This window comes from Rhodococcus sp. UNC363MFTsu5.1 (assembly GCF_000686785.1).
GTDB lineage: Bacteria > Actinomycetota > Actinomycetes > Mycobacteriales > Mycobacteriaceae > Rhodococcus_G > Rhodococcus_G maanshanensis.
The window spans coordinates 119,291-145,048 of sequence record NZ_KK366016.1 but is presented as its reverse complement, the minus strand read 5'-3'; the positions used below and the strand labels follow the sequence as shown (position 1 = coordinate 145,048).

The window sequence follows — 25,758 nt, the reverse complement described above, 5'->3', positions numbered from 1 at the left end:
GTCAGGCGGCGCCGAGGATCAGACCGCTCGTGGGAACCGCGGTTCCCGCCGTGACGATCACGTTCTCGACACCCTCGGGCTGGTTGGTGGACGTGCCCCGCAACAACCGGACCGCCTCGGCAATGCCGTTGACGCCGTGCAGGTACGCCTCACCCACCTGGCCGCCGTGCGTGTTGCTCGGCAGCCGTCCACCGATCTCCAGATTGCCCTCGCGGATGAAGTCCTTGGCCTCGCCGGTGCGGCAGAAGCCGAGTTCCTCGAGCTGCGGGAGCACCAGAGGAGTGAAGTGGTCGTAGAGGATCGCGGCATTGATGTCGTCCGGCGTCAGACCGCTCTGACCGTAGAGCTGACGACCGACCAGACCCATCTCCGGGATGCCGGCGATGTCGGGGCGGTAGTAGCTGGTCATCATGTGCTGGTCCTTGCCCGAACCTTGCGCGGCGCCCTTGACGATCGCGGGCTTGTGGCGCAGGTCCCTGGCACGCTCGGCCGAGACGATGACGAGGGCCTGGCCGCCGTCGGTCTCCTGACAGCAGTCGAGCAGGTGCAACGGCTCGGCGATCCACCGGGAGTTCTGGTGGTCCTCGAGCGTGATGGGCTTGCCGTAGAACCATGCGGCGGGATTGTTCGCGGCATGCTTGCGCGCCACGACAGCGACCCGACCGAAATCCTCACTCGTCGCACCGTACTGGTGCATATACCGCCGGGCGAACATCGCGACCCACTGGGCGGGAGTCGCCAAACCCTGCGGGGTCAGCCATGCGTACGCGGCCCGGTCGGCGGTGCTGTCCATGGGCCGATCGTGCTGACCGAGACCGAAGCGAACCCCGGAACGCTCGTTGAACGCGCGGTAGCAGACCACCACGTCGGCGACACCGGTCGCGACGGCCATCGCCGCCTGCTGCACCGTGGCGCACGCCGCGCCGCCGCCGTATCCGATCCGGGAGAAGAACTTGAGCTCGCCGAGGCCGCAGTTGCGGGCGACGAGGATCTCGCCGTTGGTCTCCATCGTGTAGGTGGCGAGACCGTCGACCTCGGACGGGTCGATCCCCGCGTCGGCGAGCGCCGCGGTGACGGCCTCGCACGCGAGCTGCAGCTCGGAGCGGCCGGACTCCTTCGAGAACTCGGTGGCACCGATGCCGACGATCGCGGCGGCACCCGAGAGTGGGCTGACGGCCATCAGGCGTCCCTCCCTTCGGCGGCGGGGTACGCGACGGTGACGGTGCCGGACAGGTGGGTGCCGAGGCTGTTGGCGCCCTGCACCTTCACCTCGACGATGCCGTTCTCGGCCGAGACCACCTCGCCGGTCATGGTCATCGTGTCGCCCGGGTAGTTGGGGGCACCGAGGCGGATCTTCACCCGGCGCACCGTCACGAACGGCCCCGCCCAGTCGGTGACGAACCGCCCCGCAAGACCATTGCTGGTGAGGATGTTCATGAACACGTCCTTCGAGCCGCGCTCGCGCGCCAGCTCGGGATCGTGGTGCACGTCCTGGAAGTCGCGCGTCGCGATCGCGGTGGCCACGATGAGCGTGCGGGTGAGCGGGATCGCCAGCTCGGGCAGCACCTCCCCGACCGCGATGTCGTCGTAGCTGCGCCCGGTCAGCGCGGGCGCGGTGGCGGTCATGCGACCACCTCGACGCCCGCCGCGAGCTGCGCACCGAGGCGGGCGAGATCGGACGCGGACCCGCCGAGGGTGGCGCCGATCTGCTTGCCCCACAGCAGGTGCCGGTGCACCGGATAGTCGGTGTCGACGCCCATGCCGCCGTGGACGTGGGTGGTGCGGTGCACCACGCGCTGGCCGCCGTCGGTGGCCCACCACTTGGCGACGAGCACCGACGTGCCGAGCTCCTGGCCCTCCGCGATCCGCCACGCCGCCTGCCACAGTGTCACCCGCATGGCCTCGAGGTCGATGTAGCAGTCGGCCAGCTGATGATTGACGGCCTGGAACGTCGCGAGCGGACGCCCGAACTGCATGCGGCCGTTGAGGTACGTGACGGCCTGCTGCACGGCACCGGAGCCGACACCGAGCTGGATCGCGGCGAGCGCGAGCTCGACGCGGCCCTGCAACCACTGGGCGGTGCTGCCGTCGGCGGGGCCGAGCAGCTCCGCGGGAGCCGACTCGAGCGTGACGTTGCCGCAGATCTCCCAGGTGGTGGACTGCGTCTGCTCCACCGTGACACCGGCGGCCGTCAGGTCGACGACGAACAGCGCGGCACCGGACGGCGTGGTGGCCGAGACGATCGCGCGGTCCGCGACGTGCGTGATCGGGACGACGGCCTTGGCGCCGGTCAGGGTCCACCGGCCGCCGGCCTCGGTGGCCGTGGTCCGGGGGTCGCCCGCGACGTATGGCCCGAACTCCTCGAGACCGATCGTCAGGAAGGTGGTGCCCCCGGCGACACCGGGGACCAGCGCGGTCCGCTGCTCGTCGGTGCCGAACTCGGCGACCGCGAGGGCCGCGAGGGCCGACTGCCAGATCGGCACGGGCGCGACGTGCCGCCCCTGTTGCTCGAGCAGTACGTACAGCTCGGACAGGCCCATGCCGCCGCCGCCGAGGTCCTCGGGCAGGGCGATGCCGAGCAGGCCCGTGGTCGCGAGTTCGCGCCACAGCTCGCGGTCGATGCGCTCGTCGCTCAGTTCGACCTGCCTGACCCGATCGATGTCGGCCTTGCTGGTGAAGACCTCGTCGGCGAGGTTGCGAATCGCCTCTTGCTCTTCGCTGAAGTTGAAGTCCATCAGTGCTCCTCCCGTGCGGCCGGACGGAACGCGGGCAGCGTCAGATCCGGGTCGGCGTCGATCCAGTCCAGTTCCACCGGCATGTCGATCTCGACGTCCTCCGGCGCGACGCCGGTCATGTTCGCGACCAGTCGCGTGCCCTCCTCGAGTTCGATCGTCGCCACGACGAGCGGGTACTCGAAACCGGGGATCTGCGGGTGGTGGTTGACGACAAAGCTGTAGACGGTTCCGCGGCCCGAGGCGTCGACGGTGTCCCAGTCGAGCGAACGGCACTGTCCGCACATCGGCCCGGTGGGGTGCCTCAGCGTGCCGCAGGCGGTGCAGCGCTGGATCACCAGGCGGTGCTCCTTGGCGGCCTCGAACCAGAAGGCGTTGTCGGCGTTGAGCGCCGGCCGCGGGCGCAGGCCCTTGGGCTTCTCGGCAGCCTTCGGCTTGAACCGCAGGGTGCGCCACCGCTGCGTCGCGACGACCTCATTGTCACCGTTGCGATACGTCTTGAGCGTCGTGACGAAGTGGCCGACGCCGAGGCCCGTCGTCTTCTCCTCGGAGATCGACTCGATCACCTCGGTGAGCGAAACCCGGTCGCCGGGGTGCAGTTCCACGAAGAACTCGAAGTCCGAGTCGGTCGCGACGACGGAGGTGAAGCCGGCGTCGTCGAGCGTGGCGATCAGGTCGGTCCACACCTGGGACGGATCGTTGTTCGCCATCTTGTCGGTGAAGGTGCGCATGGTCCACACCTGCGCCATCAGCGCGGGGGCGACAGCACCGTCGCGACCGGTGGCGCGGGCGGCCTCGTCGTCGAGGTAGATGGGGCTGGAGTCGCCCATCGTCTGGACCCAGTGCCGGATCATCGGGGTGTTGACCTCGTCCGGACCCCACGTCGTCGGCGTCAGGACCCGACCCTCGAATGCCCTCAGCTCGGTGAGGAATTCGCTCACTTGACCCTCTTCTCACGCACGAGGCCGAGGCCCATGGTGCCGACCATGTCGCGCAGCACCTCGTTGACGCCACCGCCGAAGGTGTTGACCATGCCCTGGCGGGAGATCTGCTCGATCTGACCGGCCAGCAACGCACCCGGCGAGTCGGGCCGGATGCGGCCGGCGGCACCGAGGATGCCGAGCAACGTGCGGTACACGTCGATGTGGGTCTCGGTGCCGTACGCCTTGGTGGCCCCGGCATCCGCACCGGACAGGGTGTCTGCCGCGACGGCCGCCGTCATCTTCCAGTTCAGCAGCCGCATCGCCTCGAGCTTGGCGTGCGTGCGGGCGAACTCCTGCTGCACCCACGGGATCTCGATGGCGCCGTTCTCCTTGGCCCAGTCCAGCACCTGGTGCCACAGACCATAGGTGCGGCCACCGATCGCGGCGAGACCGATGCGCTCGTGGTTGAGCTGCGCGGCGATCAGCTGCCATCCGCCGTTGACCTCGCCGATGACGTCCTTCTGCGGAATGCGGATGCCGCTGTAATAGGTCGAGGTGACCATGAGTCCGCCGACGGTGTTGATCGGCGACCACGAGAAGCCGGGGTCGTCGGTGGGGACGACCAGGATCGAGATGCCCTTGTGCTTGGGCGCCTCCGGATCCGTGCGGCACGCGAGCCACACGAAATCGGCGGTGTTGGCGCCCGAGGTGAAGATCTTGTTGCCGTCGACCACCCACTCCTCGCCGTCGAGGACGGCGCGGGTCTTGAGCGAGGCGAGGTCGGTGCCTGCCTCGGGCTCGGTGTAGCCGATCGCGAAGACGATGTCGCCTGCGAGGATCCCCGGCAGGAACCGGTCCTTCTGCTCCGGCGTGCCGTACTTCATCAGCGTCGGTCCGACGGTGTTCACCGTGACGAACGGGAAGGGCAGCCCGGCGCGCTGCACCTCGTCGAAGAACACGAACTGCTCCTCGATGGAGCGGCCCTGCCCGCCGTACTCGACCGGCCACCCGATGCCGAGCCAGCCGTCGCGGCCGAGCAGCCGGACGATCTCGCGGAAGTTTTCGCCGCCGACACCCTGCTCACCGGCCGTGCGGCGCTTCTGCTCCGGCAGCAGCGTGGCGAAATACGCGCGCAGCTCGCGGCGCAGCTCGGTCTGCGCGGCAGACTCCATCAGATCCATCGATGCTCTCCCCAATCTCGCGGCGTGCGCGGATCACGTGCGCTCCGCGAATGGGACGCTACGGAGCGGCGCGGATCCGGTCCGGTTCAGTCTCACTCAGCGGTAAATCCTGCGGGCCGTCTTCGTCACCTGGGATGAACACCCCGACGAGCAGCGCGACCAGCGCAGCGGCCGATCCGATCCCGAAGACCAGCGCGTAGGCGCGGGCCGTCGGGAACTGCACGCCCGCGACCTGCATCATCGACGCGGTGGTCACCGCCGCGACGACCGCGCTGCACGCGGAGGTACCGATGGATCGGGCCAGCGAGTTGAGGCTGTTCGCGGCCGCGGTCTCGGACACCGGCACGGCGCGCATGATCATCGCCGGGACCGCCCCGTAGGCGAAGGCGGCGCCGATCGCGGTCACGGCGATGCACGCGACGATCACCCCCAGCTGGTGCGGCACCAGTGCGCGGGTGAGATTGGCGACCAACAGGATCCCGGCGCCCAGCAGGAAGGTCGTCCGCGGCCCCCTGCGCCGCGAGATGTGCGCGGACACGGGCGAGAACGCGATCATCATCAGGCCGCCGGGCAGCAGGGCGATCCCGCTGAGTGTCAGCGACATCCCGTAGCCGTACCCCGTCGCGGTCGGCGCCTGGAAGATCTGCGCGCTCACCATGAACGAGGTGAACATGGCGAAGCCGATCAGGATCGAGGCGATGTTGGTCAGCAGCACCTGCCGTCGGGCGGAGACGCGCAGGTCCACCAGCGGCCGCTTGGCTCCGGCCGAGGCCAGCCGCAGCTCGTAGACGCCCCAGAGCAGGAACAGGGCGGCCGACCCCGCGAACAGCCCGAGGATCACCGCGCTGGACCAGCCCCAGTTGTTGCCCTGGGTCACCGCGAGCAGCAGGCAGATCAGCGCCGCGGACAACCCGACCGCCCCCACCAGATCGAATCGCCCTCCGGTCCGCACCGGCGACTCGGGCACCAGCAGCCAGATGGTGACGATCTCGATGATGCCGAGCACGGCGGCACCGCCGAAGAGCCAATGCCAGCTCAGGTGCTCCGCGACCACGCCGGTCAGCGGCAGCCCGATGGCGCCGCCCGCGCCGAGGGTCGAACTCATCAGCGCGATGCCCGAGCCGACCCGATCGGCAGGCAGCTCGTCGCGCATGATGCTGATGCCGAGCGGGATGACGCCCATCGCGGCGCCCTGCAGCGCCCTGGCGACGAGCACCACCGCGAACTCGTCGGACACCGCACCGAGCGCGCTGCCCAGCACCATCACGGCCAGCGCGATCAACAGCATCCGGCGCTTGCCGAACATGTCACCGAGCCGACCGAGCACCGGCGCACAGACCGCGCCCGCGATCAGGGTCGCGGTCACCAGCCAAGCCGCGTTCGAGGCGGAGGTGTTCAGCAGCCGCGGGAACTCGGGCAGCAGCGGCATCACGATCGTCTGCATCAGCGAGACCGCGATGCCGCAGGAGGCCAGGGCCATGACCACGAGTCGGGCGGACGTCGACCTCCCGACAATCGGTTGTGTGGCCAACATTCCTCCAGACAGAGTTCTCGACCCCGATCATGCGCCCCCGCAGCCGGATCCCGGACCACTTTTCCCGCTCAGCGGGCTCGGCCGAGCTCCGCACCCGCAGTCGGGGTCGCATACTCGGGGCATGAGCACTCGAAACCACACCGACCGACTCGATCTCGCCGATCTGGTCGGAAGGTACGCGGCGGCGGTCGACGGCCGCGACACCGCGGCCCTCGTCGCGCTGTTCACCCCCGACGCCGAGTTCGTCCAGCCCACCGCGCTCGTTCGCCGTGGTCAGAGCCCCGTCGTCACGGGCGCCGAGCAGATCGCCGCGACGGTCCTCGGAGCGGTCGGGCACCTGCACTCGACGCATCACGCGGTCGGGCAACAGGTGCTCACCGTGGACGGCGACGCCGCCGACGGCCTGGTCTACTGCCAGGCGCACCACATCTACCGCGTCGAGGACGGGTTCCGCGATAACAGCCTCGCCATCCGCTACCGGGACGCCTACCGGCGGGTGGACGGTCGATGGCTGGTCGCCCGGCGCGAGCTGACGGTCGACTTCGCCGAGGACCGGCCCGTGACGGTACCGGGCGCCTGACCATCCCTCGGTCCGGGAAGGATCAGCCCTGGATTCCGGGGCCGATCCTTCCCGGGACACTCGATCAGGGCACGCCGAGCAGGCGCAGACCGGCCGCCGTCGCCGCGGCGGCCAGCACGGCCACGAGGAAGGGCGCCTTGCGCCAGGCCAGCACCCCGCCGACCAGCACGCCCAGCGGTCGTGCGATGCCGGCCGCGCCGTGGTCCTGCGTCAGCGCCGTCGTGGCCGCGACCGCCACCAGCAACACCACCGCCGCCGTGCCCATCAGCTTCTCCACCCGGTCCGGCACGACCACCCTGGTCCGCAGCGCGGGGCCTGCGAATCGGAAGGCGAACGTTCCCGCCGCCAACACCAGAACCGAAACCATCAGTACCGCAGACACGTTCACCCGACCGCCGCCCTTCGCGCGCCGCCGGCGCAGAGCCCCACGAGCGCCAGCAGCACCGGGATACCCGCGGGCAGGAACGGCGTCGCGGCCAGCGCCACGCCCGCTCCGATCAGTGCGGCCCGAGCGGTGGCCAGATCGCGCAGAGCCGGAATCACCAGCGCCAGTAGCACAGTGGGGAACATGGCATCGAGCCCGAGGACGTCGGTGTCGCCGATGGCACTGCCCGCGGTCGCACCGATGAGCGCCCCGAGGGGCCAGCAGACCAGGATCCCGATGCCGCACAGCCAGTAGGCGGCGCGTCTGCGCGCCGCGTCGTCCTGACCGAGCGCGAAGACCGCGCTCTCGTCGTTGAGGATGTGGCTGCCCAGCAGCCGTCGCCAGCCCCCGCCGGTCACGCCGCCGACCGCCAGACCGAACGGCAGGTGCCGCGCGTTGACGAGCAGGCCGGCGGCGAGCGCCGCGAGCGGGCTCCCGCCTGCTGCGACGATGCCGACGAACAGGAATTCCGAGGCGCCTGCGAGGACGAGCCCGGCCATCAGCACGGGTAGCCACGGCGCGAACCCGAGACCGACCGCGATGGCGCCGTAGGACACGCCGACGATCCCGTCGGCGAGACACACCAGTGCGATGTCTGCCCTGAGCCCGCGATCCAGTGTTCGCCATGTCGAACGCATGACTTTTATAATGAACACCCGTCAAGTGTTCGTCAAGTCGAACGATACGACCGATACAGTGAACGCATGGCACCGGAGGGGAAGGCACCGCTGGACGCGATCGCGTCCGCGCTGCGGCAGGAACGCGAGCGGGCCGGGCTCTCGCTCACCGAGGTGGCCCGGCGCGCCGGGGTGGCCAAGTCGACGCTGTCCCAGCTCGAGGCGGGCACGGGTAATCCCAGCGTGGAGACGCTGTGGGCACTGTGCACCGCGCTCGACATCCAGATCTCGCAACTGCTGGACCCGCCGCGACCGCGGGTCCAGGTGATCCGCGCCGACGAGGGCCCGGCGCTGCACTCGGATCGGGCCGACTACCAGGCCACTCTGGTCGCGTCCTGCCCGCCCAACGCGCGCCGCGACGTCTACCGGATCGCGGCCGAACCCGGCCCCGCGCGCGAATCGCAGCCGCACCCGCCCGGCGTCATCGAGCACGTCGTGCTCAGCGCAGGCCGGGCCCTGGTCGGAGTGACCCAGGAACCCGTCGAACTGGGCCCGGGCGACTACATCGCCTATCCGGGCGATGTCGCCCACGTGTTCCAGGCGCTCGAGCCGGGCACCCGCGCGGTGATGATCTCCGAGCACTCCTGAGACGCCCTCTGCCCCGCAGGCTCGACGACCGGGGCCGACCCGTCCCGACTCGGTGCATCCTGGAGACATGACCGAACGCAAGCCGTGGGATATCCCGTTCGAGTCGTGGGTGGAGCGTCAGATCCGCGTCGCCCAGGAACGCGGCGACTTCGACAACCTGCCCGGCGCAGGCAAGCCCATCCCGCACCTCGCCGACGACGACGAGTTGTGGTGGGTGAAGAACAAGCTGCGGGCGGAGGGCCTGTCCACCGAGGCCCTGTTGCCGCCCGCGCTGCAGCTGCGCCGCGAGGTCGAGCGGCTGCCCGACACCGTCGCGGACCTGCCGACGGAGGCCGAGGTGCGAGAGGTGGTCGCGGAACTGAACCGCCGCATCGCCGACTACCTGCGCGCGCCGAGCGCGCCGCGGGTGCCGGTACACCGGGTGGACGCCGACGCGGCCGTGGCGGGCTGGCGGTCCGGCCGCCGCCCCCGCACCGGGTGACCGCTGCCGCCACCCGGTTCCGGCATCCCTCAGGCCAGGCCCAGCCGCTTCGAGCACTCGGCCATCTCGTCGAGCACCGCATCGAAGGTGGTGGCGTGTCGCGACGCGGAGAGCAGGATCCGATCCGACCCGAGCGAGGACGCCCAGTCGATCTTCGACCCGTCCACCCGCGTCAGCAGGTGGCCGAGCACCAGCGCGACCTCGGACGGGTCGCGTCCCGCCTCGACCGCGGACGAGCGCATCAGCGCCACCGCGGCGTCGAGGTCCGCACCGCCGAGACCGAGTGGCTGAAAACCGTTGCCCAGCCGCCCCGCCCGCCGCGCGGCGGCCTTGCTGTGGCCGCCGATGTACAGCGGCACACCGGACTCGCGGAAGGGCTTCGGGAACGAGTACGCCCGCTCGAACCGGTAGTGCTCGCCCTCGAAGTCGACGCCCTCGGACCCGCCTGCCCACAACGCGCGCATCACCGCGATCGCCTCGTCGGCGACCTTCCCACGGCGGTCGAACCGGCCCCCGCAGGCCTCGATCTCCTCACGCATCCAGCCGACACCCAGGCAGATCCGCAGCCGACCGCCCGACAACCGGTCGAGCGTCGCGAGCCGCTTGGCGAGCACAACGGGGTTGTGGTTGGGCAACACCAGGACCCCGGTCGCCAGGCCGAGGGTGGTGGTGGCGCCTGCGACGAACGAGAGCAACTCGAGCGGATCGGGCAGCGGGCAGTCGTCCGGCAGGTGCGACTTGCCGGTCGGCGAATAGGGGTACTCGCTGTCGGTGTTGCCGATCACCACCGAATGCTCGACCGCGGAGATCTCGTCGAATCCGAGGGACTCTGCCGCCCTTGCGAACTCGAGCACCTTGTCCGGATCACCTGCCATGCCCAGTTCCACCGGGAAGACCACACCGAGCTTCACGTCACGCCCTTCCGTCGTTGTCAGACCGTCAGGGCGTCGACCAGTTTCGGCGCCCACACCACCTTGCCGATGAACCTGTCCGCTCCTGGATCGGTCGCCAGCCACACCGCGGCACGGGCGGGCACCGTTGCGGGGACGGCATCGAAGCCGCTGTCCACTATCGCATCGGTACCACCCCGCGCCTGACCCGACTCGGTCACCACGAACCCGGGACTGAGGTTGAACGCGCGGATCCCGCTGTCGCGGTACTCGGCGTTCACGGCGCCCGCGAGCCGGCCGAACGCGGCCTTCGACGCCGCGTACGACAATCCCCAGCCACCCTCGCCTGGCGCCGCGGGCGGGTCCATGCTTGCCGAGCCGGACACCAGATCGATCACCACTCCCGATCCACGCGCCACCATCTGCGGCAGCAGTCGTTGGACGAGCGCGAGTTGGTGCAGGAAGTTGCCGCGCACCATCGTCTCGGCGTCCGCCAGGTCGATGTCGAGGATCCGGTCCATGTTGCCTGCGGTCTGCGCGTACGCGTTGTTGACCAGCACGTCTACCCCGCCCCACTCCTCCAACACCCGATCGGCCGCGGCCGTCACCGAGTGCAGGTCGAGCAGGTCCATCGGCACCGGCATGGCCCGCACCCCGAGGGCCTCGATCTCGGCAGCGGTGGTCGCGAGGCTGCCGGGAACCGGGATCGGGTCACCGTGCGTGCGCGGAGCGACCCGACCGTCACCCTCCCGCACGGTGCGTGCCGTGAAGGCCACATCGAATCCGTCGCGGGCGAAGGCGAGGGCGATCTCGCGCCCGATCCCCCGGCTCGCGCCGGTCACGAAGGCCACGCGACGAATCGTCGTCGAATCAGACACCGAGGAACCGCTGCCGCCCGGCTGCCCGGAACTCGGCCTCCAGCCGTTGCTTGTCGTCGTCGGACATCGGCCGGTAGCTCGGACCGCCGCGTCTCTCCCACCGGAACACCGGCTCGTCGGTGCGCCAGAGCTCTGCCTGCAGCTCGCGCTTGAGCACCTTGTTCGACCCGGTCACCGGCAGGTTCGTCGAGACCCGGACGAATCGCGGCGCCGACTTGGTACCCAGGTCGTCCTGGGTGCCGAGGAACTCGGCGAACTCCGCCGGATCGAAGTCGGTGTGGTCGGCGACCTCGATCGCGGCCATGACCTGGTCACCCGAGCGTGGATCCGGCACCGCGTACACGCCGGTCGCGATGACCTTCGGGTGCCGGCGCAGGACCCGCTCGATCATCAGCGCGGAGGTGTTCTCCCCGTCGACCCGGATCCAGTCGCCCTTGCGGCCGGCGAAGTAGATGAACCCGGCCTCGTCGATATAGCCGAGGTCGCCGGTCCAGTACCAACCGTGTTTGATCCGGTCGGCGATCGCCTGTTCGTTCTTGTAGTAGCCCTCGAAGCGCTTGGCGCCGCCCTTGTCGATCATCTCGCCGATCGCTTCGTCCGGGTTGAGGACGCGACCGTGCTCGTCGAGCTTCGCCCGCGCGCACTCGACGCGGGTGTCCGGGTCGACGACGGCGATCTCGTCGTGTGCCGGCCGGCCGAGCGCGCCCTCGGGCGCCTCCGGGTCGAGCTTGACCGAGCCGGCACCCTCCGACGAGCCGTAGCCCTCGAACAGCTCGGCCCCGAAGCGGCGCACGAACTCCGACTTGTCCTCCGGAGACGCCTCGGTGCCGAATCCGCGGACGAGGGCGTTGTCGATGTCGTCGGCCCGCTCGGGCGTGGCCATCAGGTAGGACAGCGCCTTGCCGACGTACGTGAAGAACGTTGCGCCGAAGAACTTCACGTCGGGCATGAACCCGGTCGCGGAGAACTTGCGCGCCCGCGGCAGACACACGGTCGCGCCGTTGGCCAGCGCGGGTGCCCACAACGCCATCAGGGCGTTGCCGTGGAACAGCGGCATGCAGCAGTAGTCCACGTCCTCGCGGACGTGCCCGTACTTCGCGGTGTTCGCGTACGCCAGCCGCGCGAGCCTGCCCTGGCTGCATCGCACGGCCTTGGACATGCCGGTGGTACCGGAGGTGAACAACAGCAGGAACAGCGTCGACTCGGAGACAGCCGCGGCCGACACGGGGTTCGCGACCCGATGCGCCGCAACGCGTTCCGCGTACGCCGGATCGTCGACGAGGAGGAACCGGTCCTCGGCCAGCCCGAGATCGAGTCCGCGAAGCTGTGCCATGCCCGCCGCGTCGGTGACGATGAGCTGGCAGTCGACATAGCGGACCTCGGCCTCGAGCTCCGCGCCACGCCGGGTCGGGTTGATCCCGACGATCGTGGCCCCGCTCATGGCGGCGCCGCCGAGCCAGAACAGGAACTCAGGGGTGTTCTCGAGCAGCACCCCGATGTGGAACGGGCCGTCGACGCGCAGTGCGGCGGCCATGGCGCCGCGGGCCGCGCTCTCGCGAACGGTCTCGTCCCAGGTCCAGTCCCGCTCGTGGGTGCGCACGCCCAGGTGCGCGTCGCCCAGCCGGTCCAGCAGCATCTCGGCGATCGTGGCGCGTTCCAACTCGACTCCTGTACTCGGTACCTCTGTACTCACAGCATCGGTTGCCGCTCTCGTCACGCGGGCACCGGGGGGTTCGCGGGCTTCGGGTTCAGCACGCAGTGGGTGCCACCGTAGATGGCACACATGCATTTGTTGCAGTGATTGCACAGCGACTTGGTGTCCTCGTCCTCGCGGATCCTGTTCACCATCTCCGGGTCGCGCAGCAGCGCGCGGCCGACAGCGACGAACTGGAATCCCTCGGCCATCGCCTCGTCCATCACCGCCTTGTTGGTCACGCCACCGAGCAGCACCAGCGGCATCGTCAGCTGCGAACGGAACTGCTTGGCGTCCTCGAGCAGGTAGCCGTCCGTGTACGGGTACTCCTTGAGGAAGTGCTTGCCGACCAGCTGGATGCCGAGCTTGGTCGGCTGCGGCATGACGGCGGCGAACTCGCGCAGCGGCGCGTCGCCCTTGAACAGGTACATCGGGTTCAGCAGCGAGCTGCCCGCGGTCAGCTCGAGGGCGTCGAGGGAGCCGTCCGCCTCCAGCCACTTCGCCACCCGGATCGACTCGTCCAGCCAGAAGCCGCCTGGCGCACCGTCGTCCATGTTGAGCTTCGCGAGGATGGCGATCTTGTCGCCGACGGCGTCGCGCACCGCGCGGGCCGTCTCCAGCGCGAACCGGGCCCGGTTCTTCAGCGACCCGCCGTACTCGTCCTTGCGCTTGTTGACCTTCGGGCTGAGGAAGGAACTGATCAGGTAGTTGTGGCCGAAGTGGATCTCGACGGCGTCGAACCCGGCCTCCACCGCGCGGCGGGCCGCGTTGGCGTGTCCCTCGGTGATCCGGGCGATGTCCGCCTTGGTCGCCGGCTTGGAGAAGTTCTGAGTGGTCATCCGGAACTGACGCGAGGGCCCGAGCGCGGGGTGGCCGATGTACTTCGAGGCCGCGACGGGTCCGGCGTGGCCGATCTGCGCGGACACCGCCGCGCCCTCGGCGTGCACGGCGTCGGTGAGCCTGCGCAGGCCAGGCATCGTCTCGTCGGTCCACTGGATCTGGCCGGGTGAGGTGCGTCCGTCCGGGGCGACCGCGCAGTACGCGACCGTCGTCATCCCCACGCCGCCCGCGGCCGGGCGGCGGTGGAAGTCGATCAGCTGGTCGGTGACCAAGCCCTTGGGGGTGAGGCCCTCGAAGGTCGCGGCCTTGATGACGCGGTTGCGCAGCGTCAGCGGGCCCAGCTTGGCGGGCGCGAGCGGATCCGGGGCGGAAATCTTGGGCGAACCGAGATCGGTGGTCATGACACTCCTCGTGCAGCGATGTTCCCCGACGCTATCCAGGCCCTTCTCGGTCGACGACCGAAGTCCCGGTCAGTGGAAATGCGCTTCGGACCCACCCCTTCCCGTGAGATGTTCCGTGCAGTTCAATAGCTGCAGAAAGGCACCTTCGATGACCACTGCCACCGATCCCCAGGAATTTCTCGCCGCCGTCATGGCCCGGCTGACGGGCCCCGGCGGACCGTTCGAGATCGCGGAGGAAGAGGTGCTCGGCACGCGGATGCCGGTGATGGTCAATCGGGGCTGGGCCGTGGGCGAGCTGGTGTCCGCGTCGGCCGCCTACGGCGACCGCGACTACCTGGTCACCGAGGACCGCCGGATGTCGTTCGCCGAGCACGCCGCCGCGGTCGCGTCGCTGGCCGTGGCCCTGCGCGACGAATACGGAATCGGCAGAGGCGACCGGGTCGCGATTCTCGCCGCCAACACCATCGAGTGGGTGGTCGCCTTCTGGGCCACGCAGACCCTCGGCGCCATCACCGTCGGGCTCAACGCGTGGTGGGTGCCGAGGGAGATCGAGTACGGGCTGCGGCTCTCCACCCCCAAGGCACTGATCGTGGACGCGAAGCGGGCCACGTTGATGACCGAGGTCGACACCGACATCCCGGTGATCACCATGGAGACGGACCTGCCCCGGCTGATCGCCGCGCACCCCGACGCGGAACTGCCAAGGACCGACGTCACCGAGGACGACCCGGCTGTGCTCCTGTACACGAGCGGAACCAGCGGAAAACCGAAGGGTGCCTTGCATTCCCAGCGAAACCTGCTGGCGGTTGTCGACTATCACCGGTTCGGCGACGCGCTGGCAGCGGCCTTCGCGGGCAAGGAATACCGGGAGCCGAGCGACCTCCGCTACCTGTTGACGTCACCGCTGTTCCACATCGCCAGCCTGCACAACCTGGCGGTCCCCCGACTCGCCACCGGCAGCGCCGTGATCATGTACCAGGGCTCGTTCGACGCCGACCGGGTGCTCGGCATGATCGAGCGCGAGAAGGTCACCAACTGGGGAGCCGTGCCCACCATGGCATCTCGGCTCATCGACCACGGGAACGTGCGCAAGTACGACACCTCGTCCATGACCTCGTTCTCGCTGGCGTCAGCGCCGTCGTCCGTGGCGTTCAAGGAGCGGCTGAGCCGCGAGGTTCCGTTCGCCCGCGACGCCCTGGTGGACAGCTACGGCCTCACCGAGTGCAGCACGGCCATCGCCGTCGCCACCCCGATAGACATCGAACAGTTCCCCGGCACCCTTGGCCGCCCCATCATCACGGTCGCGCTGGAGATCCGGGATCCGCTCGGGACGCGCCTGCCCGACGGCGTGGAGGGCGAGGTCTGCGTGCGCAGCCCCTTCGTGATGCTCGGCTACTGGGAGAACCCCGAGGCCACCGCCGCCGCGATCACCGACGACCGTTGGTTGCGCACAGGCGATTTCGGCAAGATCGAGGACGGCAGGCTGCGGCTGACCGGACGGCGCTCCGACCTGATCCTGCGCGGCGGCGAGAACATCTACCCCACCGAGATCGAGCAGACCCTCGACGAGCACCCCGATGTCGTCGAGTGCGCGGTGGTCGGGGCGCCGCACCCCGATCTCGGGCAGGAGGTCGCCGCGGTGGTGGTCCTCGCCGAGGGCGCCACCGCCGACGAGGACGAGCTGCGCCGGTTCGCGGCCGAGCGGCTGTCCTATTTCAAGGTACCGACGCGATGGCGGCTGACAACGGACCCGTTGCCGCGCAACGCGACCGGCAAGATGGCCCGCGGCAAGATCGAACCCTAGGAGGATGGCGTGACAGGCACGGACGAATCCATACCCACCCGGTCGGGATCATCGGCCCTCGATGACCTCCTCGACAAGCAGGCCATCTACGAGGTGGTGATGCGCTACTGCCGCGGCATCGACCGACTCGATTTCGACCTGGTGCGGGGCGCCTACCACCCGGACGGCGTCGACCACCACACCGGTTTCGACGGCGGGGTCGAGGAGTTCATCGCCTGGGTGCGCCCGAAGCTCGCACTGTTCGGCGGCACCATGCACACCATCGGCAACCATCTCGTCGAGTTGCACGGCGACCGCGCGATCAGCGAGTCCTACTTTGCGGCGACCCATTGGGGCCATCCCGACTTCGGAGACTTCACCAGCGGGTCACGCTACGTCGACCTGATGGAGCGGCGCGAGGGTCGCTGGGCCATCACGGAGCGCTGGGCCGTGCGCGAGTGGACCCGCTCGGACGAGGGCCGCATGATCACGCCGGAGGCCGCAGGCCCGCGCGGCCGCCGCGACGGCACCGACCCGCTGGCCGAACTGCAGTCGCGGCTGGCCGCGCGGTAGCGGACCCCGGGACCATGCGGCACGCTCGGCGGGCGATCAGCTGCCGAACAGAGATCCGACGGACTCCACATACATGCCGACCGAATCAGCAGAACCCATCCGAGGGGTGTCCGGGCTGGCAGCGAGTTCCGTCGCACCGTCCGCATCGACGCAGGTCGCGCTGACGTTGTACTTCCAGTCCCCGTTGAGCACCGGCGAGATGTACGTGCCGACGCCCGGGCTTCCGGTCACCACCACCTCGCCACGGGTCGAATACCTTCCGAGGAGCTCGGTCACGTCGACATGGCATCCGACCAGCGTCGGAGAACTGACTTCGGTGAGCTCCACCTTGATGGTGCCGTTAGGCATCGTCCATGCGTGCAGGTAACCGGCCACCGTTGCGGAACCGAGCGCGGGATTGACGGACAGGGCCAGAGCGGCGAATCCGACGACGGCACCGACGCGGGCAATGCTCTTGCGGGATGTCTTCACAGTGTGTCCATTTATTGACGAGGGGCCTGTTCCGATGGAGCACGAGCAGGCATGACAGCTGACATCATGCACCTCGCCACGCCATCCGATGCCTCGTTCTCGAACGATCGGACCTTTTCGTCCAAATCGTCCAGATATACTGTTTAACAACAGATTTCGTTGAACCACACCGTTTCCTCACGAGAGCGCCGGAGGCTCGAAACCGGACCGCGCGGCAGCCGCGACGGCACCGACCGGCTGGTCGAATTGCAGTCGCGGCTCGCCGCGCGGCAGCGGCCGGCGCGACTGATCAGCTACCTGACGGGGAGTCCGCACTGCCCGAGGCGCTACCGCTGCTGCCCGAAGCCTCGCCGAGAACGACCCGCTCCCCACCGAAGGGAGTGAGGAAGGTCAGGCCGTCCCCGTCGGCGCAGAGCGCCTCGACCCGATAGGTCCCGTCCGCGAGCGCAGGCGACCGGTACGTGCCCGCGCCCGGGTTTCCGGTCAGCGGGGCCGGATTACCCTCCAGGAGGTCCCCCATGGGGTTTTTCACCTGAACCCAGCACACCAGCAGGCTCGGCGAGCTGATGCCGGCGAAATCCACGACGACCCTCTGGCCCTCGGTGTGCACGGCGGCGGTACCTGCGACCGCGGCGGAACCGAGCGCGGGGTTCGCGAGCAGGGCGACGGCGGCTAATCCGGTGACGGCGCCGGCACGGGCGATGCTCTTGCGGGATGTCCTCACTGCATGACCTTTCGTGTCGGGTTGCCCGGGCTCTGGGTCCTGGACAACGGGGAGCAGCAGAGCTGCGGCTGCCATCTTGCATGGCACTCGGCGCGCTGGACGGACTTCTCCGATTTCGACTCCCAGCACGGTGCATCGAATTAATGTGCCTGCCTCGATCATTCGACCGGGTCTCCGGGAACTGGCAGGTGGCCGCTCGGGGGCCGTAGTATCGGCACGTGTCGCAGATCAGCGGTACCGACGATCTGACCTCGGCGCTCGTCGCGCTGCGGGCGCGGGTCGCGGGCGAGGTGGACGCGAGCACCCGGCGCCGAGCCGAGTACAGCACCGATGCCTCCAACTACCGTGTCGTACCTGACGTGGTGGTGTTTCCCCGCTCCGAGGACGACGTGGCCGCGGTCCTGGACGTCGGCCGCACCCACGGCCTTCCGGTGACCGCTCGTGGGGCCGGAACCTCGGTGGCGGGCAACGCGATCGGGTCCGGGCTGGTCCTCGACTTCAGCCGACACCTCGACCGCATCGTGGCGCTCGACCCCGACCGGCGGACCGCGGTCGTACAGCCGGGGGTGGTGCTGAGCACGCTCCAGCGGGCGGCCGCGGCGCACGGATTGCGGTTCGGCCCCGACCCGTCCACCCAGGACCGCTGCACCCTCGGCGGGATGATCGGGAACAACGCCTGCGGACCTCGGGCCGTCGCGTGGGGTCGCACCGGCGACAACGTCCATGCCCTCCGGATGCTCGACGGCACCGGGGCGGAACGGCGCCTGGCCGATGACCTCTCTGCCGCGCCGGGACTCGACCGTCTGGTCGCCGACAACCTCGCGGTGATCCGCACCGAACTGGGCCGCTTCGAGCGACAGGGGTCGGGGTACGGGCTCGAGCACCTGCTTCCCGAGCGCGGGCACCACGTCGCCCGTGCCCTCGTCGGCTCCGAGGGCACCTGTGGCCTGATCCTCGACGCGACGGTCGGGCTCGTGCCGATTCCGGCCGCCACCGCGCTCGCGGTCCTCGGCTACCCCGACATGCCGGCAGCCGCGGACGCCGCCGCCGAGGTGCTGACCGGCCGTCCGCTGGCGATCGAGGGCATCGATGCCCGGCTGGTCGATGTGGTCCGCAGGCACAAGGGCGCGGGCGCGGTTCCCGACCTGCCCCGCGGCGCCGGCTGGCTGTTCGTCGAGGTCGACGGCTCGACACCTGCGGAGGCAGTGGCGAGGGCTGCCGAGATCAGCCGCGGCGCCGGCGCCGTGGACAGCCGCATCGTGCCGACCGGCCCGGAATCGGCCGCGCTGTGGCGGATTCGCGCGGACGGCGTCGGGCTGGCCGGACGGACCGTCGACGGCCAACCCGCCTGGCCCGGCTGGGAGGACGCCGCGGTCCCCAGGGATCGCCTCGGCGCCTACCTGCGCGACTTCGCGGAGCTGACCGGCAGGCACGGGGTCGACGGACTGCTGTACGGGCACTTCGGTGACGGCTGCGTCCACGTGCGACTGGACCTGCCCATCGCCGGTGCCCCGCAACGCTTCCGGTCCTTCCTCCTCGACGCCGCCGCTCTTGTCGCCGGTCACGGCGGCTCGCTGTCCGGCGAGCACGGCGACGGTCGCGCCCGCTCCGAACTGCTTCCGCTGATGTACTCGAAATCGGCGCTGTCCGCGTTCGCCGGCTTCAAGGCGGTCTTCGATCCGGGCAACGTCCTAAACCCGGGCGTGCTGGTGGACCCGGCGCCCGTGGACACCGCCCTGCGGGTGGCGCAGGCGCCGCCGGTCCCCTTCGCCGGGGGCCTGGCGCTGGCCGAGGACCGCGGCGACCTGAGCATGGCGGCCCATCGCTGCGTCGGTATCGGCAAGTGCCGCGCGGACACCTCGGGCTCGGGCGGTTTCATGTGCCCGTCGTACCTCGCGACCGGTGACGAGAAGGACAGCACCCGCGGCCGTGCCCGGGTGCTCCAGGAGACGATCAACGGGTCGCTGGTGACGGGCGGCTTCGGCTCGCCGGAACTGGAGGAGTCCCTCGACCTGTGCCTGTCCTGCAAGGCCTGCGGCTCGGACTGCCCGGCCGGGGTCGACATGGCCGCGTACAAGTCGGAGGTGCTGTATCGGCGGTATCGGCGCCGGCCGCGCCCCCGCACCCACTACGTGCTCGGGATGCTGCCGCGGTGGTCGCGGATCGGCGGGCGGCTGCCGTCGATCGTCAACGCGGCGAGCGCAATCGGTCCGCTGCGCCGGACCGGCCTGCGGATGTCCGGCCTCGACCCGCGGCGCGAGGTCCCCCGGTTCGCCGACCAGAGTTTCCGGCGCTGGTGGCGGCGACGGCCCGCGCCCGCGGGATCCGGCCGCGAGGTGCTGTTGTGGATCGACACCTTCACCGAGGCCTTCTCCCCCGCGGTGGGTCGGGCGGCGGTCGCCCTGCTCGAGGACGCCGGCTATCGGGTGCTGATCACCCGACGGTCGGCCTGCTGCGGGCTCACGTGGATCAGCACCGGCCAATTGGACGGCGCCCGAAGACAATTGCTCGGCACGCTGGACCAGTTGCAGCCACACCTCGAGGCGGGTCGCCCCATCATCGGCCTCGAGCCGTCGTGCACCGCGGTGCTGCGGTCCGACCTGCTGCAGCTGCTCCCGGACGATCCCCGATCGGCACTCGTCGCCGCGTCCACACATACCCTGGCCGAATTCCTCACCACCGCAACCGATGCCGAAGGCAACCCGTGGTCGCCGCCCGGCCTCGACGGGGTCCGGATCGTCGCGCAGCCGCACTGCCACCAGCACGCGGTGATGAGCTTCGCGGTCGATCGAGCGCTGCTGGCTCGGGCGGGTGCCGAGGTGCGGGAGGTCGCCGGGTGCTGCGGCCTGGCCGGGAACTTCGGCATGGAGAAGGGGCACTACGAGGTGTCCGTCGCGGTGGCCGAGCACGGTCTGCTCCCCGCCCTGCGGGCGGCGGACCCGGACACGGCGCTGCTCGCGGACGGTTTTTCCTGCCGCACCCAAGCGGAACAGCTGGCAGGCAGGTCGGGCGTGCACTTGGCGCAGCTGCTGGCCGGCGCGCTCGAACCCGGCATCGACTGATTCCGGCGTCGAATCGGCACAGTCCTGGAGATTTCTGTGACTGGACCGGTCCGCGTCGCTAGCCTCACCCGCGTTGTGCGTGACTCGGGTTGATCGAGCGGTTCCGCTCGGAAGGGATGGGGCAGATGGGCAACGAAGCGACGACGAGATCACGGGGCCGCCGGATGCGGACGCTGGCCGGGGCGGTGGCCACCGCGGCCGTGGCGGTGACCATGCTGGCGATGCCGGCAACGGCCTCCGCCGCTCCCACCGTGCAGAAGCCGACGATGACCACCACCCTCGACGGCAGCAACCTCACGATCAACCTGCAGGACCCGCACGCCGGCCTCGACCACCTGCTCACCGTGTGCACGACCGCGCTGCTGAACGCCGAGAAGGCGATCCCGCTGCTGCCCGGCGTGGTGAGCGGCCAGCTCCCGCCGCTGGATCAGATCGACCCGGCGCTGTTCCAGTGGGGTCCGTCGCTCGACGTGACCAACGCGCTGGCTCGGGGCAAGACGTACCATGTCAACGGTCTCCCAGCGGGCATCTACGTCGCGCTCGGTGTGTGCATCAACCCGACCAACCTGGGCAAGCCGGCCTTCGATTACAAGCCCGTCCTGGTCGGCTCGCCGATCGCTCTCGGCTCCTCCGCGCTCGGACTCGGCAGCACGGTCCTCGGCACCCCGGGCGCGCCGAATGCGGTCCTGACCCTGCTCGGCATCGACGCAGGCAGCCTCTCCGGCAGCTAATTGCGCCTTCGGCGCCCGTGAGTCCTTCCGGTCCGCTGCGGGGCCAAAAGGACTCACGGGCGGCGCCGCCGACTACCGCGGTCGCGGCACCTTCTTGTCGATGAACAGGCCCTCGACGGACACGCACACCTCGCCGTCGGCGGTGATGCTCCCGACGGTGTGGATCTTGCGGCCGTCGACCGATTCCTGGCGCCCCTGCACCGTCAGCGGCCGGAACAGCGGGGTGGGGCGGTGGTAGCGCACGTTCAGCTGCGCGGTCATGCCGTCCTTGCCCGCCCAGGCGTTGGCGACGCCGAGCGTGTGGTCGAGCAGCAGTGCGGACACGCCGCCGTGCACGCAGCCGGGTGGGCCCTGGTACGGGATCGTCAAAGTCACCTCGCCCCGCACCGAGCCGTCCGCCATGCCGGCGAGCACCAGCGGCGGGGCGATCGCGTTCTCCGGCCCGGTCACCGGGTCGTGCCGGGTCACGCCCTCGCCGCTCCACATGTCCACCATCCGCTCCCTGACCTCGGGCGCGTGCTGCTCGAGGTGTTCGGCGATACCGTTGAGCTCCTCGGCCACCCGCTCGAGGTTGGCGTTGGCCCGATCGGTCAGCAGCAGGGCCTCCAGCACCCGCCGGGCCGCCGCAGTGGCCCGGTCCACCGGGGTGTCCTGCGGCGCGGACGTCAGGACCGTACCGTCGGAATGACTTTCGACGGTGGGGTGATTACCGGCGTCCATCAGTTGATCTCCATCGTCGCGTGGGTGAGGACCGGCCCTCCGTCGCGTTCGGGGCAGGTCGCGAGCAGCGTCAACCGGTCTCCGTCCTGCCAGACGGAGGTCTCGATCGTCTCACCCGGGTAGATCGAGCCGGCAAACCGGACCGAGTAGCTCCGCACCCGGGCGGGATCGCCGCCGAGGACGCCGTCGACGATCGCCTTGCAGACCATGCCGTACGAGGCGAGCCCGTGCAGGATGGGCCGGTCGAAGCCGGCCATCCGCGCGAACGCCGGGTCGGCGTGCAGCGGGTTCATGTCCGCGCTGAGGCGGTACACGAGGGCCTGCTGCGTGCTGGTCGGCGAGACCAGTACCCGGTCGGCCGCGCGCTCGGGTACCGCGGTGGTGACCTCGGGTCCTGCGTTGCCGCCGAATCCGCCCTCACCGCGAGCCCAGATCTGCATTCTCGTGGTCCACAACGGGTTTCCGTCCAGATCGGTGGCGGACTGTTCGAGCACGACGACCGCGGCCTTGCCCTTGTCCCACACGTCGGCGACACGCGAGGAGACCCGCGCCGCGCCCGACGTCGGGATGGGAGCGTGCAGCGTCAGCGACTGACCACCGTGCAGGATCTTCCGAAGATCGATGTCGATGCCCGGCATGTTCATCCCGGCAGGCCTCAGGTTGCCTGCCGAGATGCCCTGGCCCGCGACCATTGCGAACGTCGGCAGGACCCGCAGGCCCTTCTCGTAGACCCAGCCGAGCTCGGCCGGATCCAGCGAGTTCACGCCGGCACCCAGGCCCAGGTGGTAGAGCAACACGTCACGCTCGGTCCAGTTGGCCTCGCGGACGGTGGGTTCGGCGGCCAGCGCGGCCGCCACATCGATCGGCATGCTGACTACGACTCCTTCGAGATGGTCCCGGCCCGGTACAGCGTGACCACGCACGCGCCACCGAGACCGAGGTTGTGCTGCAGGCCCACCCGGGCGCCGTCGACCTGGCGGGCATCCGCCTTGCCGCGCAGCTGCCAGGTCAGCTCGGCGCACTGCGCCAGGCCGGTGGCACCCAGCGGATGCCCCTTCGAGATCAGACCACCGGACGGGTTGACCACCCACTGGCCGCCGTACGTGGTGGCGCCGGACTCGACGAGCTTGCCGCCCTCGCCCGCACCACACAGGCCGAGGCCCTCGTACGTGATGATCTCGTTGATCGCGAAGCAGTCGTGCAGTTCGATGACGTCGACGTCCTCGATGGTGAGACCGGACTCGGCGAACACCTGCTCGGCCGCGGCCCGCGTCATCGGGGCGCCGACCACGTCGATCATCGACCTTTCGGCGAACGCCTCCGCGGTGTCCGTGGTGAGCGCCTGCGCCACGATCTCGATCGCCTGGTCCTCGAGGCCGTGCTCACGCACGAAGCGCTCGCTGACGACGATCGCGGCGCCCGCACCGTCCGAGGTGGGCGAGCACTGCGAGCGGGTGAGCGGCGCATGGATCATCTTGTCGTCCAGTACCTGCTGGAGCGTGTACTCGTCGCGGAACTGTGCGTACGGGTTGTTCACGGAGTGCTTGTGGTTCTTCACCGCCACGGACGCGATCTGCTCGACGGTGGTGCCGTAGCGCTCCATGTGCTCGAGCGCGGCGTTGCCGAACAGCTGCGCCGTCATGGGACCGCGGCCCCACTCGTGCTTGGCCGTCATGATCTTCAGGTGATCGTCGAGCGTGGAGACCTTCGGCACGGTGCCGTCGCCGACGAGCGACTTCTTGGTCATCTTCTCGAAACCGACTGCGAGCGCGACGTCGACGATGCCGCCCTGCACCCACTCGCGCGCCATCATGAGCGCATTCGAGCCGGTGGCGCAGTTGTTGTGGACGTTGACGATCGGGATTCCGGTCAGCCCCGTCTCGTACAGCGCCCGCTGGCCGGCGCACGACGGCTGGAAGACGTAGCCGACCGCGGCGCGCTGCACCTGGTCGTACGAGACGCCCGCGTCCGCGAGTGCGGCGCCAACGGCCTCGGACACCATGTCCGGGTACTCCCAGTCGCGGCTCTCGATCTTCTCGAACTTGGTCATGCCGACGCCGACAACGAAGGTGCGATTCATAACTGTTGCTACTTTCCGGGCTCGGGGTCTCGGGGGAGACCCAGGATTCGCTCGCCGATGATGTTCAGCTGCACATTGGTGGTACCACCCGCAATGGACATGCACTGCGAGTTCAGGAACATCTGCGTGCTCGACATCCGGTCCTGCTCGCCGAGCAGGGCTCGTGGGCCTGCCCAGTCCATCGCGACCTCCCACACCTGTTGGATGTGCTCGACGCCGAGCAGTTTCGCGATGGACGATTCGGCGCCGGGCTGGGCGCCGGTGAGGGAGCGCAGGGTGGTGCGCAGGCCCATCAGGCCACCGGACTGCGCGTCGCACAGCACCTTGCCGAGAACGGTCATCTGTTCGGCATCGAGCCCACCCGGGATCTCGGCGGCCAGGTCGAGCAGCGCCTCGCCACCCGAGCCGAGGGAGGAGTCGTTCGACAGGGACACCCGTTCGTTGGCGAGGGTGGTGCGGGCCAGCTTCCAGCCGTCGCCGGGCTCGCCGACCAGGCATTCGTCGGGGACGAAGACGTCGTCGAAGAACACCTCGTTGAACAGGGCCTCGCCGGTGATCTCGCGCAGCGGGCGGATGTCGAGGCCGCTGCCCTTGATGTCGATCAGGAAGTAGGACAGGCCCTTGTGCTTGGGGACGTCGGCGTCGGTGCGGGCCAGGCAGATGCCCCAGTCGGCCTCGCGGGCCATCGAGGTCCACACCTTCTGGCCGGTGAGCTTCCATCCTCCGTCGACCTTGGTGGCCTTGGTCGCCAGACCGGCCAGGTCGGAACCCGCGCCCGGCTCCGAGAACAACTGACACCACACGATGTCACCGCGCAGCGACGGCGGAACGAGCCGCTCGATCTGCTCGGCGTTGCCGTGCGCGATCAGCGTCGGGATCACCCAGTTGCCGATGATCATGTCGTGCGGCACCAGGTCGGCGCCGCGGAGTTCCTCGGCGATCACGAGCTGGGTGACGGCATCGGCGCTCTTGCCCCACGGAGCGGGCAGATGCGGTGAGGTGTAACCCTTCTCGGCGAGGTACGCCTTGCGCTCGGCGCCCGCGAGAATGGTGGCCGGGGCGAGCTCGGCGCGGACGTCGGCGCGTATCTGCTCCGCCTCCGGCGGCAGCTCCACGCTCAGGACACGGCGGGCACCCTCGACCGTCAGCTGTGCGACCCGACGCTTCCACGACGCCGTCGACCCCAGCAGGATCCGCAGCGACTGCGCGCGGCGCAGGTACAGGTGCGCGTCGTGCTCCCACGTGTAGCCGATGCCGCCGAGGATCTGGATGCAGTCCTTGGTGACCTGGAACGCCGCCTCCGGTGCCACCGCGCCTGCGACGGCCGCGGCCAGCGAGGCCTCGGCCGCGTCGACGTCCTCGCCCAGCGCACGGGCGGCGTCCCACGCGGTGACGCGGGCCTGCTCGGCCTGGGCGAGCATGCGGGCGGCCTTGTGTTTGACGCCCTGGAACTGGCCGATCACCCGACCGAACTGCTGACGCACCCGCGCGTAATCGGCGGCGGACGTGGTGGCCCAGTCCGCGAGACCGGCGGCCTCGGCCGCAAACAGCGTCGCCGCGATGTCGCGGACGCGCCGCGAATCCAGTTCCAGCACATCACCGTCGGCGAGTTCGAGGCCGTCGACGGTGATCTCGGCGTTGCGGCGCACCACATCGTGGCTGGGGAGGTCGGTCACCTCGAGACGGTCGCGGTCGACGAGCACGAACACGAGGCCGCCGGTGGTGTCGGTGGCGGCGAGCAGGAACACGTCGCCCACCTGGCCGCCGAGGACATGGCTCGACGTGCCCGACA

General features: G+C 69.8%; 25 protein-coding genes. 7 read left to right on the top strand and 18 right to left on the bottom strand.

Annotated elements, in window-relative coordinates:
- Position 1: 1 nt before the first annotated feature.
- From BR31_RS0126830 to BR31_RS30365, 6 genes are read right to left on the bottom strand one after another with little or no spacing between them, the layout of a single operon-like run.
- Positions 2-1,180, bottom strand: coding sequence for a lipid-transfer protein (locus BR31_RS0126830; RefSeq protein WP_027503643.1), 1,179 nt, complete (start codon positions 1,178-1,180; stop codon positions 2-4).
- Complete coding sequence (locus tag BR31_RS0126825) at positions 1,180-1,626, bottom strand: MaoC family dehydratase (RefSeq protein ID WP_027503642.1); 447 nt, start codon at positions 1,624-1,626, stop codon at positions 1,180-1,182. The genes BR31_RS0126830 and BR31_RS0126825 overlap by 1 nt, the downstream gene beginning before the upstream one ends.
- Positions 1,623-2,735 carry an acyl-CoA dehydrogenase family protein gene (locus BR31_RS0126820; protein WP_027503641.1) on the bottom strand — a complete coding sequence of 371 codons (1,113 nt, stop codon included), beginning with the start codon at positions 2,733-2,735 and terminating at the stop codon, positions 1,623-1,625. The genes BR31_RS0126825 and BR31_RS0126820 overlap by 4 nt, the downstream gene beginning before the upstream one ends.
- Positions 2,735-3,673 carry a bifunctional MaoC family dehydratase N-terminal/OB-fold nucleic acid binding domain-containing protein gene (locus tag BR31_RS0126815; protein ID WP_027503640.1) on the bottom strand — a complete coding sequence of 313 codons (939 nt, stop codon included), beginning with the start codon at positions 3,671-3,673 and terminating at the stop codon, positions 2,735-2,737. Before BR31_RS0126815 ends, BR31_RS0126820 begins: the two co-directional genes overlap by 1 nt.
- Entirely contained in the window at positions 3,670-4,836 is a 1,167-nt protein-coding gene (locus BR31_RS0126810; RefSeq protein WP_027503639.1) for an acyl-CoA dehydrogenase family protein, read from the bottom strand. Before BR31_RS0126810 ends, BR31_RS0126815 begins: the two co-directional genes overlap by 4 nt.
- A gap of 58 nt (positions 4,837-4,894) precedes the next feature.
- Entirely contained in the window at positions 4,895-6,316 is a 1,422-nt protein-coding gene (locus BR31_RS30365) for an MFS transporter (protein WP_231496713.1), read from the bottom strand.
- A gap of 175 nt (positions 6,317-6,491) precedes the next feature.
- Here BR31_RS30365 and BR31_RS0126800 point away from each other — a divergent pair, with 175 nt between their 5' ends.
- A complete protein-coding gene (locus BR31_RS0126800; protein WP_027503638.1) occupies positions 6,492-6,950 on the top strand; it encodes a nuclear transport factor 2 family protein in 459 nt (152 codons plus the stop codon).
- A 64-nt stretch (positions 6,951-7,014) separates the two neighbouring features.
- Here BR31_RS0126800 and BR31_RS0126795 read toward each other — a convergent pair whose 3' ends face one another.
- Positions 7,015-7,317, bottom strand: coding sequence for an AzlD domain-containing protein (locus tag BR31_RS0126795; protein WP_037178581.1), 303 nt, complete (start codon positions 7,315-7,317; stop codon positions 7,015-7,017).
- 17 nt (positions 7,318-7,334) lie between these two features.
- Entirely contained in the window at positions 7,335-8,012 is a 678-nt protein-coding gene (locus BR31_RS0126790) for an AzlC family ABC transporter permease (protein ID WP_027503636.1), read from the bottom strand.
- A 66-nt stretch (positions 8,013-8,078) separates the two neighbouring features.
- Between BR31_RS0126790 and BR31_RS0126785 the strand changes: the two genes are divergently transcribed.
- Both BR31_RS0126785 and BR31_RS30360 read left to right on the top strand, forming a co-directional pair.
- A complete protein-coding gene (locus BR31_RS0126785) occupies positions 8,079-8,639 on the top strand; it encodes a helix-turn-helix domain-containing protein (RefSeq protein ID WP_027503635.1) in 561 nt (186 codons plus the stop codon).
- Between the two features lie 67 nt (positions 8,640-8,706).
- Positions 8,707-9,120 (top strand): DnaJ family domain-containing protein, encoded by a 414-nt coding sequence (locus BR31_RS30360; protein WP_037178529.1) that lies wholly within the window; start codon positions 8,707-8,709, stop codon positions 9,118-9,120.
- 29 nt (positions 9,121-9,149) lie between these two features.
- On the opposite strand, the gene BR31_RS0126775 is transcribed toward BR31_RS30360, so the two are convergent.
- From BR31_RS0126775 to BR31_RS30355, 4 genes are all read right to left on the bottom strand, one after another.
- The gene (locus BR31_RS0126775) at positions 9,150-10,031 is read right to left on the bottom strand and encodes an LLM class F420-dependent oxidoreductase (RefSeq protein ID WP_027503634.1); all 882 of its coding nucleotides are present in this window, start codon (positions 10,029-10,031) and stop codon (positions 9,150-9,152) included.
- 20 nt (positions 10,032-10,051) lie between these two features.
- On the bottom strand, positions 10,052-10,870 hold the full coding sequence (locus BR31_RS0126770) for an SDR family NAD(P)-dependent oxidoreductase (protein WP_037178579.1): 819 nt from the start codon (positions 10,868-10,870) through the stop codon (positions 10,052-10,054).
- Between the two features lie 10 nt (positions 10,871-10,880).
- The gene (locus tag BR31_RS0126765) at positions 10,881-12,524 is read right to left on the bottom strand and encodes a steroid-22-oyl-CoA synthetase (protein ID WP_037178578.1); all 1,644 of its coding nucleotides are present in this window, start codon (positions 12,522-12,524) and stop codon (positions 10,881-10,883) included.
- A 77-nt stretch (positions 12,525-12,601) separates the two neighbouring features.
- Positions 12,602-13,822 (bottom strand): NADH:flavin oxidoreductase, encoded by a 1,221-nt coding sequence (locus BR31_RS30355; protein ID WP_051637771.1) that lies wholly within the window; start codon positions 13,820-13,822, stop codon positions 12,602-12,604.
- Between the two features lie 148 nt (positions 13,823-13,970).
- Between BR31_RS30355 and BR31_RS0126755 the strand changes: the two genes are divergently transcribed.
- Entirely contained in the window at positions 13,971-15,626 is a 1,656-nt protein-coding gene (locus BR31_RS0126755; protein ID WP_027503631.1) for a steroid-24-oyl-CoA synthetase, read from the top strand.
- Between the two features lie 99 nt (positions 15,627-15,725).
- Positions 15,726-16,178 carry a nuclear transport factor 2 family protein gene (locus tag BR31_RS0126750; RefSeq protein WP_051637780.1) on the top strand — a complete coding sequence of 151 codons (453 nt, stop codon included), beginning with the start codon at positions 15,726-15,728 and terminating at the stop codon, positions 16,176-16,178.
- Positions 16,179-16,214: 36 nt separating this feature from the next.
- Here BR31_RS0126750 and BR31_RS0126745 read toward each other — a convergent pair whose 3' ends face one another.
- Together BR31_RS0126745 and BR31_RS0126740 are read right to left on the bottom strand one after the other, a co-directional pair.
- On the bottom strand, positions 16,215-16,649 hold the full coding sequence (locus BR31_RS0126745; protein ID WP_027503629.1) for a hypothetical protein: 435 nt from the start codon (positions 16,647-16,649) through the stop codon (positions 16,215-16,217).
- Positions 16,650-16,938: 289 nt separating this feature from the next.
- Complete coding sequence (locus BR31_RS0126740) at positions 16,939-17,373, bottom strand: hypothetical protein (RefSeq protein WP_027503628.1); 435 nt, start codon at positions 17,371-17,373, stop codon at positions 16,939-16,941.
- Positions 17,374-17,600: 227 nt separating this feature from the next.
- On the opposite strand from BR31_RS0126740, the gene BR31_RS0126735 reads away from it, so the two are divergent.
- Both BR31_RS0126735 and BR31_RS0126730 read left to right on the top strand, forming a co-directional pair.
- Positions 17,601-20,435 carry an FAD-binding and (Fe-S)-binding domain-containing protein gene (locus tag BR31_RS0126735; RefSeq protein WP_051637779.1) on the top strand — a complete coding sequence of 945 codons (2,835 nt, stop codon included), beginning with the start codon at positions 17,601-17,603 and terminating at the stop codon, positions 20,433-20,435.
- 125 nt (positions 20,436-20,560) lie between these two features.
- Complete coding sequence (locus tag BR31_RS0126730; RefSeq protein ID WP_156042641.1) at positions 20,561-21,166, top strand: hypothetical protein; 606 nt, start codon at positions 20,561-20,563, stop codon at positions 21,164-21,166.
- A 72-nt stretch (positions 21,167-21,238) separates the two neighbouring features.
- On the opposite strand, the gene BR31_RS0126725 is transcribed toward BR31_RS0126730, so the two are convergent.
- The 4 genes from BR31_RS0126725 to BR31_RS30350 form a co-directional block, all read right to left on the bottom strand.
- Positions 21,239-21,886 carry a PaaI family thioesterase gene (locus BR31_RS0126725; protein ID WP_027503625.1) on the bottom strand — a complete coding sequence of 216 codons (648 nt, stop codon included), beginning with the start codon at positions 21,884-21,886 and terminating at the stop codon, positions 21,239-21,241.
- Positions 21,886-22,755: a MaoC/PaaZ C-terminal domain-containing protein gene (locus BR31_RS0126720; RefSeq protein ID WP_027503624.1), complete on the bottom strand. Its 870-nt coding sequence runs from the start codon at positions 22,753-22,755 to the stop codon at positions 21,886-21,888. The genes BR31_RS0126725 and BR31_RS0126720 overlap by 1 nt, the downstream gene beginning before the upstream one ends.
- Positions 22,756-22,760: 5 nt before the next feature.
- Entirely contained in the window at positions 22,761-23,966 is a 1,206-nt protein-coding gene (locus BR31_RS0126715; RefSeq protein ID WP_027503623.1) for a lipid-transfer protein, read from the bottom strand.
- Positions 23,967-23,974: 8 nt separating this feature from the next.
- Positions 23,975-25,758 (bottom strand): acyl-CoA dehydrogenase family protein (locus tag BR31_RS30350; protein WP_037178504.1); only part of this gene is annotated, 1,784 nt, incomplete at its 5' end.